Source organism: Nguyenibacter sp. L1 (assembly GCF_035199985.1).
Lineage (GTDB): Bacteria > Pseudomonadota > Alphaproteobacteria > Acetobacterales > Acetobacteraceae > Gluconacetobacter > Gluconacetobacter vanlangensis.
Genome location: NZ_CP127015.1, coordinates 2,713,293 through 2,726,090, shown reverse-complemented (window position 1 = coordinate 2,726,090; position 12,798 = coordinate 2,713,293). Strand labels below are relative to the sequence as shown.

9 protein-coding genes are annotated in these 12,798 nt (G+C 65.3%); 1 reads left to right on the top strand and 8 read right to left on the bottom strand.

All coding sequences use genetic code 11. The features are described from left to right. Positions 1–44: 44 nt before the first annotated feature. The 3 genes from QN315_RS12255 to QN315_RS12245 form a co-directional block, all read right to left on the bottom strand. Positions 45–440 carry a type II toxin-antitoxin system VapC family toxin gene (locus tag QN315_RS12255; RefSeq protein WP_218064247.1) on the bottom strand — a complete coding sequence of 132 codons (396 nt, stop codon included), beginning with the start codon at positions 438–440 and terminating at the stop codon, positions 45–47. 11 nt (positions 441–451) lie between these two features. After that, positions 452–721 carry an antitoxin gene (locus QN315_RS12250; RefSeq protein ID WP_176639486.1) on the bottom strand — a complete coding sequence of 90 codons (270 nt, stop codon included), beginning with the start codon at positions 719–721 and terminating at the stop codon, positions 452–454. A 674-nt stretch (positions 722–1,395) separates the two neighbouring features. Next, positions 1,396–3,519 (bottom strand): copper-translocating P-type ATPase, encoded by a 2,124-nt coding sequence (locus tag QN315_RS12245; RefSeq protein WP_323989552.1) that lies wholly within the window; start codon positions 3,517–3,519, stop codon positions 1,396–1,398. Between the two features lie 599 nt (positions 3,520–4,118). Between QN315_RS12245 and QN315_RS12240 the strand changes: the two genes are divergently transcribed. Further along, positions 4,119–6,830, top strand: a complete 2,712-nt coding sequence (locus QN315_RS12240) for a cation-translocating P-type ATPase (protein ID WP_408904634.1) — start codon at positions 4,119–4,121, stop codon at positions 6,828–6,830. Between the two features lie 329 nt (positions 6,831–7,159). Here QN315_RS12240 and urtE read toward each other — a convergent pair whose 3' ends face one another. From urtE to urtA, 5 genes are all read right to left on the bottom strand, one after another. Next, positions 7,160–7,855, bottom strand: a complete 696-nt coding sequence (gene urtE / locus QN315_RS12235; protein WP_323989550.1) for an urea ABC transporter ATP-binding subunit UrtE — start codon at positions 7,853–7,855, stop codon at positions 7,160–7,162. Positions 7,856–7,974: 119 nt separating this feature from the next. Continuing rightward, positions 7,975–8,715 carry an urea ABC transporter ATP-binding protein UrtD gene (gene urtD, locus QN315_RS12230; RefSeq protein ID WP_323989549.1) on the bottom strand — a complete coding sequence of 247 codons (741 nt, stop codon included), beginning with the start codon at positions 8,713–8,715 and terminating at the stop codon, positions 7,975–7,977. After that, the gene (gene urtC, locus QN315_RS12225) at positions 8,712–9,851 is read right to left on the bottom strand and encodes an urea ABC transporter permease subunit UrtC (protein ID WP_323989548.1); all 1,140 of its coding nucleotides are present in this window, start codon (positions 9,849–9,851) and stop codon (positions 8,712–8,714) included. The genes urtD and urtC overlap by 4 nt, the downstream gene beginning before the upstream one ends. Beyond that, positions 9,848–11,470 (bottom strand): urea ABC transporter permease subunit UrtB, encoded by a 1,623-nt coding sequence (gene urtB / locus QN315_RS12220; protein WP_408904512.1) that lies wholly within the window; start codon positions 11,468–11,470, stop codon positions 9,848–9,850. The genes urtC and urtB overlap by 4 nt, the downstream gene beginning before the upstream one ends. Further along, a complete protein-coding gene (gene urtA / locus QN315_RS12215; RefSeq protein WP_323989547.1) occupies positions 11,463–12,794 on the bottom strand; it encodes an urea ABC transporter substrate-binding protein in 1,332 nt (443 codons plus the stop codon). The genes urtB and urtA overlap by 8 nt, the downstream gene beginning before the upstream one ends. Between the last annotated feature and the right edge of the window lie 4 nt (positions 12,795–12,798).

Sequence of the window (12,798 nt, the reverse complement as noted above, 5' to 3'; positions counted from 1 at the left end):
GGTCGTTTGGATCCCAGCCATGTCCAGCTCCCTCTTTGGACCGTCTATGCAGGAACGAGCCAATTCTCGACCTGCAGGCCGCAAACACGTTCGAATTCACCGGTGTTGGCGGTTACGAGCACCGCGCCGATAGCACGAGCATGAGCGGCGATTAGGAGATCGTTTGGGCCGATCGGCTTTCCGGTCGCCTCGAGATCCGCCCGAATGGCGGCGTATTCGGCATCGGTAGGGAGATCAAGGGCGAGCACGTTGGTGCTTGCCAGGATCGCCTCGATCTGCGCCGTCAGTTTTGGCGAGCCCTTCTTCGCGCAGCCATAGCGGAGTTCGGCCGCGGTGATGATGCTGACGCAAATCGCGTCGTCGCCAACAGAGACGATATGGTGAGCTGCCCTGCCTTGGGGATTGCGCGCCAGATCAGAGACGATATTGGTGTCCAGCATGAAGAGCGCCGTCACAGGTCAATTTCCCGCGCCGGAAGCAGTGTGCTGTCGATATCGGGAAAAGCGTCTTCGGCTGATAGCGGCTCCAGCTCGGCGAGGACGGCCGACAAGCGCTTTCCAGGTACCGGTTCGATGATCAGCCGTGAACCCTCCCGGTGAATCAGGACCCGCTCACCGGGAAACTCGAAGTCGGCCGGAATGCGAACCGCCTGGCTCTTGTTGTTCCGAAAGAGTTTGGCCTCACGTGGGGGAGAGGCATCGATCTGGCGACGGTAAGGCATGTGATGCTCCATGTATATCCATTGCATATACATAGAGCAACGGCGGCTTTCAAGCGGCGTCTTCACGGCTGCTTTGCGGGGTAAACGGAAAGTTCGGTTTCAGGTAGATTGGCCGCAAAACCAGACACCGACCGCAGGGCCTACAGAATAGTTTCTTCGAAAAACAATTTCGAATCGCTTATCCGGCGGAGGCTATTTCTTGTTTTAAAGTCTCCCATTCACGTTTCAGAATCTTTTGGCAGATATCAAGAAAATGTGGATTTACACTGTATTTTTCAGAGGCACCCTCAGCACAAAAAAAGGTACATGCAATCATTCAGTTTAGCATAGTCTGGGTCTTTTGGATTCATAAGAAGTTCAATTCGAGTTCCGAGTTCGTAAAACTTTCGTTCAGTATTTTGATAAATTCCTGGAGTTACACCGCAAGACTGAAATTCTCTCATCGCATCTCGAAGTGAATTAATCCACGATTGGCGCATCTCCGCAATTTTTAGCGTATGAGCGGATCTAAGAACTGCCGAAGATCGGGGCCAACATATGTTGCCATATGCGGCGCCCCCACGATAAGGGGGACGCTCGCCGCCACAGGTGCAACAAGGAAAACGATCACCGAACGGATCATGGCCTTCCTGCGTGTCGTCTGATTCTCAGTCATTGTTGTTGCTGCTGCGCTCTTACAGTTTCATCCTTCGCAGGCGCAGCGCGTTGCCGATCACCGACACCGAACTGAGGCTCATCGCGGCCGCCGCGACGACCGGGCTTAGCAGCAACCCGAACGCCGGATAGAGAACCCCCGCAGCCAGCGGTATGCCCAGCACGTTATAGACGAAGGCCAGAATCAGGTTTTGGCGAATGTTGCGCATCGTCGCCCGGCTGAGGGCGCGCGCACGCGCAATGCCTGCCAGGTCACCCTTGACCAAGGTGATACCCGCACTCTGCATGGCGACATCCGTGCCTGTACCCATGGCCACACCGATATCGGCCTCGGCAAGCGCCGGGGCGTCATTGACGCCGTCGCCGGCCATGGCGACAGCATGTCCTTCGCTTCGCAGGCGCCGGACGATCGCATGCTTCTGCTGGGGCAATATCTCGGCCTCAATGTCGGTGATGCCCAGCTTCGCCGCGACCGCGCATGCGGTCGTACGGTTGTCGCCGGTCAGCATGACGATGCGGATACCGTCCGCACGCAGGCTGGCGAGTGCCGCGGGCGTTGTCGCCTTGATGGGATCGGCAACGGCGATAAGGCCCGCCGCTTGACCTTCCACCGCGACGAACATCGTTGTCGCGCCATCCCGCCGCAGGCTGTCGGCGTGTGCGTCCAGGGGCGCGCTGGTGATGCCAAGTTCCCGCAGGAGCGCCGCATTGCCGACAGCCACCTGATGCGCGCCAATCCGTCCGGTCACGCCCTTTCCGGTCAAGGCGGCGAACGCGGCGACCTCGGTCATGGGGATACCCCGTTCCCTGGCCGAAGCAACGATCGCGCCCGCCAGCGGATGTTCGCTGGAGCGTTCCAGGCTGGCGCACAGGGAAAGTATCGTGGCTTCATCAAAATTCGGCAACGGATTTACCGCGACGATCCGCGGCTTGCCCTCGGTCAGCGTGCCGGTCTTGTCGACGACCAGGGTATCGATCTTCTCGAAACGTTCCAGGGCTTCGGCGTTCTTGATCAGGACGCCCGCCGTGGCCCCCTTGCCCACGCCCACCATGATCGACATCGGTGTCGCAAGACCCAGCGCACAGGGACAGGCAATGATGAGGACGGACACGGATGCAACCAACGCATAGGCAAATGCCGGTTTCGGCCCCAGGATCATCCAGGCGGCGAAGGCCACGGCCGCGATCAGGATCACGGCGGGAACGAACCAGGACGAGACACTATCGGCAAGACGCTGGATCGGCGCCCGGCTGCGCTGGGCTTCCGACACCATGTGGACGATTCGTGCCAGCATCGTGTCAGCACCGACCTTTTCCGCCCACATCACCAGGGTGCCGGAGCCGTTGATCGTCCCGCCGATCAGCCGGGCGTCCTTTTCCTTGCCGACCGGCAGCGATTCACCTGTCACCATCGACTCGTCAACGGCGCTGCGGCCCTCCAGAACCACGCCGTCCACCGGCAGACTTTCGCCCGGCCTGACGCGGAGCCGGTCACCGATCTGCACGGCATCCAGGGCAATTTCCTCATCTGTGCCATCCTGGCGGATGCGCCGCGCCATCTTCGGCGCGAGGTTCAGAAGCGCACGAATGGCGCCGCCAGTCTGCTCACGCGCCCGCAATTCCAGAATCTGTCCCAGCAGGACAAGAACAACGATGACCGCGGCGGCCTCGTAATAGACCGGGATGACGCCATCCTGCCGCAGGTCCTTCGGAAACAGGCGTGGCATAAAGGTGGCAGCAAGGCTGTAAAGATAAGCCGAACCAACCCCGAGCGCGATCAGACTGAACATGTTGAGCGACCGATTGCGGACCGACGCCCAGCCGCGTACGAAGAACGGCCAGCCGGCCCATAGCACGACGGGCGAACTGATGGCGAACTGCAGCCATACCGAAGCCCGGGGCGACAAGACGGAATGCAGGTGCAGCCACGGAACATGCCCCGCCATCTCGAGGATCATGGTCGGTACGGTCAGTGCCGTGCCGATCCAGAAGCGGCGGGTCATGTCGCGCAGTTCGGCGCCGGGTCCCACCTCTTTGCCGACATCGGCCGGTTCCAGCGTCATGCCGCAGATGGGGCAGTTGCCCGGTGCCGTCCGCCTGATCTGGGGATGCATGGGGCACGTGTAGACGATTTCGCCCGGCATGGGCGGCTCGCCAGCGTGTAAATATCGGGCCGGCGCCATTATCGGACTTGCGGCCGCAACGCCGCCATGGGCGCGTTGAGGGTCATGCCGGCAATTTTCCGGCATGCTCAGGATTGAACTCCGGCGGAGCGGTTATGACCGAAACGCGGGATCCATCGCGGGGTCGTCGCGGCATCCCGACATTGTCTGCCGCGTATCGTGAGCCCGGCCTGCTCGGGAGCATTACCGCCGGACAGTGCGGCCGCCCGTGTCCTGCGCGCCCCGAGTTGCACGGATGAGCATGGTTCGGGTGGCGCGGATGCGCGGAGCACCGGGCCGCGACGTGGCAGGACGCGCGGAAACGGCGAACGGAGCGTCACACGACATGGCGGCCTCCCCGTGGAATCGATTTATAACTATAATAGCATATTTCGGTTTCTGACGCAGCTATGCACGCATGTGTGTACGATGCCACGCTTCCGCATTGCCTCGCCGAAAATGTTTCCGATAAGCGATCGGGGCGCAGGCGCGAGCGGGTCCTGACGTTGTTCAAGGCCATGTCGCGAAACCCCGCGCGAGCCTGCACGTTGGCCCGACGCAGGCCGTGAGGAGAGTGTGCCATCGCTCCGCAGCGCGTTGCCGTCTGGCCGACGCCGCCGGCAGGTCCCCACGCCCTGCCCGCGCATGAGTTGCTTGCGGGGCTTGGCGTATCCGCAGACGAGGGGCTGGATGAAGACGATGCGCGCGGGCGGCGCGCGGTCTTCGGCCCGAACAGGATCGCCGCGCGTCGCGCCGTCAGCGCGCCGCGCCTGCTGCTGCATCAGTTCGGCGGTCCGGTCGCCTGTCTTCTGGGCGCGGCGGCGGCGCTGGCGTTCTATTTCGGTGATCGGGAGGCGGGCGGCGCCGTCGTCGCGGTGCTGGCGATCAATGCGCTGATCGGTTTCGTGACGGAACTGAAGGCCGTGCGCTCGATCGAGGCACTGCGGGCGCTTGGCGGGCGCACCGCGCATGTGCGCCGCGCGGGGCGCGTGCGCGCCGTTCCCGCCGAGGATCTGGTGCCGGGCGACATCGTGCTGCTGGATGCGGGCGACGCGGTATCGGCCGACCTGCGGCTGATCGAGGCGTCGGGACTGGCGGCGGATGAGTCGGCCCTGACCGGCGAGTCCGTCGCGACGGATAAAAACACGCAGCCGGTCGGACCCGACGCACGCCTGGGCGAACGGGTCTCGATGCTGTTCAAGGGCAGTTCCGTGACGCGCGGCAGCGGTGTCGGCGTCGTGGTGGGCACGGGGCTTGCGACCGAACTGGGTCGGATGACGCAGCTCGTGCTCGAAGCCGATGCGGGCCGTTCGCCGCTGGAGCGCGAGCTTGCCCGGCTGTCGGTGCAACTGATCTGGGCGACGCTGGCCGTGGCGGCGGCGATCGCCGCCGTCGGCCTGATCGGCGGCCGGGATCCGATTCTGATGCTGCAATCCGCGATCGCGCTGGCCGTGGCGGCAATTCCCGAGGGGTTGCCCATCGTGGTGACATTGGCGCTGGCGCGGGGCATGTGGCGCATGGCGCGGCAGAACGCATTGATCGAACGCCTTTCAGCGGTCGAGACGCTGGGGGCCACGACCGTGATCCTGACCGACAAGACCGGCACCCTGACCGAGAACCGGATGACGGTACGACGCCTGTGCATGCCGTCGGGCCAGATTGAAATGGCCGCGGATGCGGACCCCGCGCCGTTTCGGCCCGCCCGCGACGGGCAGGCGGAATCGTTGCTGCGCATCGCCGTGCTCTGTAACGACGCGCAGCTCGACCGGGCCGGGGACGGCGGCAGCGGCGACCCGATGGAAGTCGCGCTGCTGCGCGCCGGTTTGCGCGCGGGCATCGGGCGGGCGTCGGTGCTGGCCGGACATCGGCTGGTGCGCAAGCATGCCTTCGACACCATGGCCAGGATGATGGCGACGGTGCATGAGGGGCGCGAGGGCTTTCTGGTCGCCGTGAAGGGCGCGCCCGAAACGGTGCTTGGGGCCTGCGCGCGCGTGATCGCCGGCCAAGGGGATGTCGCGCTTGATGAAACCGCGCGTGCCGAATGGCGCGACCGTGCCGGTCATCTGGGCGAGCAGGGCCTGCGCGTGATCGCCTGTGCGATGAAGACCGTGCCGCGGGCCGATGCCGCGCCTTATGACGGGCTCGTTCTCGTCGGCCTGATCGGCCTGGAAGACCCGGTGCGTGCCGACGTGCCGGACGCGATCGGGGATTGCCGCCGTGCCGGCATCCGCGTCGTCATGGTGACGGGCGACCACGCCGTGACGGCGCGCAGCATCGGCCGTGCCGCCGGGCTGAGCGATGATGCCGGCGAAGCGGTCGATGGCGGGGGGATCGCCGGGCTGGCCCTGGCGGATCCGGCGCGGTTGCGCGCGGCCCGCATCTTCGCCCGGGTCAGCCCGAGCGAGAAGCTGGCGCTTGTCAGGGCCTACCAGGCGGCCGGCGACGTCGTCGCCATGACCGGTGACGGCGTCAACGACGCGCCGGCGCTGCGGCAGGCGGATATCGGCGTGGCGATGGGCCGGCGCGGCACCGACGTCGCGCGCGAGGCGGCCGCCATGATCCTGCTTGACGACGCCTTTCCGACCATCGTCAAGGCGATCCGTCAGGGCCGCATCATCTTCGGCAACATCCGCCGCTTCGTCGCCTATCTTCTATCGTGCAATCTGAGCGAGGTGATCGTGGTGGGAATCGCGGTGGCCTCGGCGTTGCCGCTGCCCGTGCTGCCCTTGCAGCTCCTGTATCTGAACCTTGTCACCGACGTATTTCCCGCCTTCGCGCTGGCGATGGGCGAGGGCGAGGCCGGTATCCTCACGCGGGCACCCCGCGATCCGAAGGAGCCGATCCTGGGGCCGGCGCAATGGGTCGCGATCACGCTGCAGGGTGGGGTGCTCGCCGCCGGAACCTTCGCGGCGCTTGCATCGGCGCGCTGGTTTGCATTCGACGCGCGGCAGTCGGTGACGGTCACCTTCCTTACCCTTGCCTTCGGCCAGCTTTGGCACGGCTTCAACATGCGTGATCCGCGCGCCGGCGTCCTGGTCAATGACGTGACGCGGAACGGGTGGCTATGGGGCGCGCTGGTGCTGTGCGGCGTGCTTCTCGCGCTGCCGCCCTATCTGGGGCCGATCTCGCATCCGCTGCATCTGGTGCCGCCGACCGCGACGATGTGGGCCGTCGTTCTGGGGTGCAGCGCGGCGCCGCTGGCCGTGATACAGGCGATCATGACCGTCGGCCGTTTGCGAGGCGCGGCAGGGGCGCTGTGCCGGACCCGCAAGGGGCGGCGGAGGATGGGATGACGCCCATTCGCCCGCCGATTCCACCCGGCGCGTAGCCCAGTTCGCGCAGCGAACGCGCCCTGAAGGCCGGGCTTTCGATATAACGCTTCTGGCCATCGTCGGTCATGATCAACACGGGCTTACCGGCGGGGGAGCGCAATATATCGAAGGCGCGCGCGGCGCACGGCCCCGCCATTTTCCGTTTTTCATAGCGGGGCGAAGCGCAGAGTGTCGAGACGGTCCCCCCGCGCAACTATTTTATCCGCTTGCTGATGAAGTTCGACATAGGCGAACTTGCTTCCTTCCATGCTCGCGAAAAGATTGCACCATCAAATCCCGGCACTGAATGCTTAGATAGCAATATAGGCGCGCACGTCCTCCGCGGCCAGGGTTTCCGCACGACCGGAAAGGGCAACCTGGCCGCGATCCAGGACGGATACGGTATCCGCCAGGTCGAACGCGAAATCGAAATATTGCTCCACCAGCAGGATCGCCATGTCGCCGCGCGCGCGCAATCTGGCGATGATTTTTCCGATTTCCTTGATGATGCTTGGCTGGATGCCCTCGGTCGGTTCGTCCAGAACCAGCACGCGCGGATTGATCACCAGCGCGCGCGCGATGGCAAGCTGCTGCTGCTGGCCGCCCGACAGATCCCCCCCGCGGCGAGCGAGCATTTCGCCCAGGACCGGAAAGAAATCGAAGATCTCGTCGGATATTTTCCTCTGTCCCCGCTTCAGCAGCCCCAGCCCCGTTTCCAGATTTTCGCGCACCGTCAGCAACGGAAAAATATCCCGCCCCTGCGGCACCGTGGCGATCCCCCGCCGGGCCCGTTCGTAGGCCGGCAGGAGGGTAATGTCCTCGCCTTCCCATTCGATACGTCCCGCACTGACCGCATGCATGCCGGTCACGGCGCGCAGCAGGCTGGTCTTGCCTACTCCGTTGCGGCCCAGAACGCATGCTACCTCACCTGCCTTCGCCGTCAGCGACACGCCGCGCAGGGCGATGGCCGCCCCGTAATGCAGATGCACGTCTTCAACCCTGAGCATGATCCGCCCCCCCTGCTAGAGCATTTCCACTGAACACCGGTTCAGCGGAAATGCTCTATGTCGTTATTTTATCGAGCATCTTCACCCATTCAAACGATTCCGTTTGAATGGGATCTGCTCTAGCGGCCAAGATAGACCTCGATCACGCGCGGGTCGGCGCTGACCGCGTCCAGCGTTCCTTCTGACAGGACGCGGCCCTCGTGCAGCACGGTGACCGTCACGTCCAGTGCGCGGACAAAAGCCATGTCATGTTCGACCACCACCACGCTGCGCGTCCGGTTGATCTCGCGCAGCAGTTCGGCCGTCGCCATCGTTTCCGCGTCCGTCATGCCGGCCACCGGTTCGTCCACCAGCAGAAGATCCGGCTCCTGACCCAGCAGCATGCCGATTTCCAGCCATTGTTTCTGGCCGTGGCTCATATCCCCGGCCCGGCGATCGGCGTGATCCGCCAGCCGAACGGCATGCAGCAGGTGATCGACCTTATCCCGCTCCGCGCCGGACGGGCGGGCCAGGAGCACGGCGAACGGGGCGCGCACGCCGCGCAGGGACAGGACGAGATTGTCCCTGACCGTCAGGGCCTCGAAGACCGTCGGCTTCTGGAATTTTCGGCCGATCCCCAGCCGCGCGATCGACGGTTCGTCCATCCGCGCCAGGTCGCGGCCGCGAAAGCGCACGACGCCTGTATCGGGACGCGTCTTGCCGGTGATGATATCCATCATCGTCGTCTTGCCCGCCCCGTTGGGGCCGACGATCGCCCGCAATTCACCCAGCGCAAGCGACAGATTCAACCCGTCGATGGCACAAAAACCGTCAAAGGCGACGCTGACGTCGCGCAGTTCGAGCAAGGGGATGTCGCTCATGCCGCGCCGCCTTCAATCCGCGATATTTCGGGCGTCACCTCGTCCGCCGGCCGCCTGGGCGCAGGCCGGCGCAGGCCCATCAGCCCCTGGGGCAGGAACAGCGTGGTCACCAGGAACAGCAGGCCAAGCCCATAAAGCCAGAATTCCGGCAGCCACGCGGTGAACAGCGTCTTGCCGACATTGACGATGATCGCGCCCAGCACCGCGCCCGACAACGTGCCGCGTCCGCCCACCGCGACCCAGATCACGGATTCGATCGAATTGGCCGGCGCGAATTCGCCCGGATTGATGATGCCCACCTGCGCCACGTACAGCGCCCCGCCCAGCCCGGCGATCATGGCCGAGAAGACCCACACCAGCAGTTTCACCTGCTCTGGACGGTAGCCGAGGAAACGGGTCCGGCTTTCGGCATCCCGCACCGCGACCAGCAGGTGCCCGAACCGTCCCCCGACCACGAACCGGGCCGCCAGCAGCGACGCCGCGAGCGCGCCCGCCGTCCCCAGAAGCAGCACCGCCCGGGTGACGGGACTGTGCAGGTCACACCCCAGGATATCCTTGAAATCGGTCAGGCCGTTGTTGCCGCCGAACCCAAGGCCGTTCTGGAAGAACGCCAGCATCAGCGCATAGGTCAGCGCCTGGGTGATGATCGACAGATAGACCCCCGATACGCGCGACCGAAAGGCAAGCCAGCCGAACAGGCCCGCCAGCAGGCCCGCCACGGCGAAGACCAGCAGCAGCGCCCATGCGAAATGTCCGCTGCCCCACCAGTACCAGGGCAGGCGGTGCCATGACAGGAAGATCATGAAATCCGGCAGGTTCGCATTGCCATAGACACCGCGCGCGCCGATCTGGCGCATCAGGTACATGCCCATGGCATATCCCCCCAGCGCGAAGAAGGCGGCGTGCCCCAGCGTCAGGATGCCCGCGAAGCCCCATACGAGGTCCACCGCCAGCGCCAGCATCGCATAGGCCAGATACTTGCCGGCCAGGCCTACGACGAAGGCCGAGACATGCAGCGCATTATCCTGCGGCAGCAGGCTGGCCCCCGCCAGAACGGCCGCCCCCGTGACGATGGCAGCCGCCGTCCTGACGGCCCCCGGGAAAGGCCGGGCCGGCGTTGCAGAAGACGCGCTCATGATTCGATTCCCCGGCCGCGCACCGGGAACATGCCGCGTGGATGCCGCTGGATATACAGGATCACCAGCACCAGGATCGCGATCTTGGCGGATACCGCGCCGATTATCGGTTCCAGCACCTTGCCGCCTATGCCCAGCGTCGCCGCCGCCGCCAGCGTGCCCCACAGATTGCCGACGCCGCCGAACACCACGACCATGAAACTGTCGATGATATAGGATTGTCCCAGATTGGGACTGACATTGTCGATCTGGCTGACGGCAACTCCGGCCAGGCCGGCCAGGCCCCCGCCCAGACCGAAGGCCAGCGCGTCGGCGCGCGGCGTGCGGATGCCCATCAGCGCCGCCATGCGACGATTCTGCGTGACCGCCCGCATTTCGAGCCCGAGAGATGTGCGACGCAACACCAGCATCAGTCCCGCCAGCACAAGGGCGGCAAAAACCAGGATCCCCAGCCGGTCGAGCGTGATGTCCATGCCGCCCAGCGCAAACGATCCCGAAAGCCAGGACGGCGTTTCCACGGCGATATTGGTCGGGCCGAAAAGCGATCGCACCGCCTGCTGCAGGATGAGCGACAGGCCCCAGGTCGCCAGCAGGGTTTCCAGCGGCCGGCCATAGAGAAAACGGATCAGCCCGCGCTCGATCAACACCCCCAGCGCGGCGCAGACGACGAAGGCCGCGGGAACGGCGACCGGCAGAGCCAGCGGCTCCAGCCCCGGCATCGTCATGCGGATGCCCTGCTGAACCGCCCACGTCACATAGGCGCCGATCATCATCATCTCGCCATGCGCCATGTTGATCACGCCCATCACGCCGAAGGTGATGGCCAATCCCGTGGCGGCCAGCAGCAGGACCGAACCGTAGCTGAGGCCGTAGAATGCGTTCTGCAGCACGGTCCAGAGGCGCAGCCGCCAGTCGATGCCGGCCACCGCCGCCCGCGCCGCGCCGCGCACGGCGGGCGTTTCCGCCGTGGACGCGGCCACGGACGCCAGGACGCCGCGCGCCTCAAGCCCGCCGGCCGCGCGCAGGGACGCGACGGCATCCAGCCGCTGCGCCGTCCGGCCGGGCGCGGGCGCCTGCCCCAGGATCGTCGCGGCACGGGCCTGTTCGAGTTCGGACCGCACGGCGCGATCCTTCTCCCTGTCCAGGGCCCGGCCGATCACCGGCAGCATCGCCGGGTCATGCCGGTGATACAGCGCCGTCGCCGCCTGCCGCCGGATCCCGACATCGGGCGAGGACACATCCAGTTCCGCCCATGCCTCGACCAGGGCCTTGCGGACATGATTGTTCAGCCGCACGCCATCCAGCGTATCCGGCGCGGGCGTGGCCGCCAGCCCGGTCCGCGCGTCGCGATACGTATCGCCGTCCCGGATGAACAGGCCGCCCGCGCCGTCCGAGAACAGCCTGCGCTGCTCCAGCGCCCGCAGGGTGTCCGCGGCCCGCGGATTGCCCGATGCCGCCAGCGCCGAGACGCCGCCGGCGACGGATTCGAAGCGTCCGCTCGCCAGACCCGCGAAATCGTCGGCATGCGCCCCCCCGGTATGCGCCCCGGCGTGCGCCCCCGGGGCGATCACCCCCAGCCAGAAGGCGAGGACAAGGCAGAGCCGTATGACATTACGCACCTTTTTTTCCGAGGCAGGTCTTGGCGACCGTATCGTAATTTCCGCAGCGGATCGGCGCCGTCCAGTCGCCGATCAGGTTCCTGGTCTCGGGCACCCACGGCGACCATGCCTGGCCGGGCACCAGGTCCGGGGTCTTCCACACCACACTGAACTGGCCGTCATCCTGGATTTCGCCGATATAGACCGGCTTGGCCAGGTGATGGTCCGGCAGCATCCGCGCGATCCCGCCCGTCAGGTTGGGCTGGCGGATGCCGACCATGGCATCGATCACCTTGTCATGGTCCGTGGTCCCGGCCCTGGTCACCGCCTGCACCCACATGTTGAAACCGATATAATGGGCCTCCATCGGATCGTTGGTGGTGCGCTTCGGGTTCTTCGTGAAGGCATGCCACTGCTTGATGAAGGCCGCGTTGGCCGGCGTCTCGATGCTTTCGAAATAATTCCACGCGGCCAGTTGGCCGACCAGCGGCCTGGTGTCCATGCCGGCCAGTTCCTCTTCGCCGACGCTGAAGGCCATGACGGGGATGTCCGTCGCGGAAATGCCCTGGTTTCCCAGTTCCTTGTAGAAGGGAACGTTCGCATCGCCGTTGATGGTGGATACCACCGCCGTCTTCCTGCCGGCCGAGCCGAACGCCTTGATCTGCGACACGATGGTCTGCCAGTCCGACTGGCCGAACGGCGTGTAGTCGACCATCAGGTCGTCGCCGGCGATGCCTTTGGATTTCAGGTAGTTCGCCAGGATCTGGTTGGTGGTGCGCGGATAGACGTAATCGGTGCCGATCAGCGCGAAACGCCGGGCGCCGCCGCCATCCTCGCTCAGCAGGTAATCGACCGCCGGGATGGCCTGCTGGTTGGGCGCCGCGCCGGTATAGAAGATGTTCCGGCTGCATTCCTGCCCTTCGTACTGCACGGGGTAGAACAGGATGCCGTTCAATTCCTCGAACACCGGCAGCACCGACTTGCGCGACACGCTGGTCCAGCAGCCGAAAACGGCGGATGCCTTGTCCACGGACAGGAGCTGGCGCGCCTTCTCGGCGAAGAGCGGCCAGTTCGACGCCGGATCGACCACGACGGGCTGCAGCGGACGGCCGAGCAGTCCGCCCTTGCGGTTCTGCTCTTCGATCAGCATCAGCATCACATCCTTCAGCGTCGTTTCGCTGATGGCCATCGTGCCGGAGAGCGAATGCAGGATTCCGACCTTGATCGGCTCCCCTTTCGGGGCGGCGGCGCGCGCTTCCATCCCCGGCGCCAGCGCCGCAGCGGATGAGACGAGCGCAAGGCGCCCGAATGCGCGGCGCGAGAGAGGCGGCAGACTGTCGGACATGGAT

Coding starts and splice junctions, on each gene's coding strand:
- QN315_RS12255 (WP_218064247.1), bottom strand. CDS start 440: ATGCTGGACACCAATATCGTCTCTGATCTGGCGCGCAATCCCCAAGGC.
- QN315_RS12250 (WP_176639486.1), bottom strand. CDS start 721: ATGCCTTACCGTCGCCAGATCGATGCCTCTCCCCCACGTGAGGCCAAA.
- QN315_RS12245 (WP_323989552.1), bottom strand. CDS start 3,519: ATGCCGGGCGAAATCGTCTACACGTGCCCCATGCATCCCCAGATCAGG.
- urtE (WP_323989550.1), bottom strand. CDS start 7,855: ATGCTCAGGGTTGAAGACGTGCATCTGCATTACGGGGCGGCCATCGCC.
- urtD (WP_323989549.1), bottom strand. CDS start 8,715: ATGAGCGACATCCCCTTGCTCGAACTGCGCGACGTCAGCGTCGCCTTT.
- urtC (WP_323989548.1), bottom strand. CDS start 9,851: ATGAGCGCGTCTTCTGCAACGCCGGCCCGGCCTTTCCCGGGGGCCGTC.
- urtA (WP_323989547.1), bottom strand. CDS start 12,794: ATGTCCGACAGTCTGCCGCCTCTCTCGCGCCGCGCATTCGGGCGCCTT.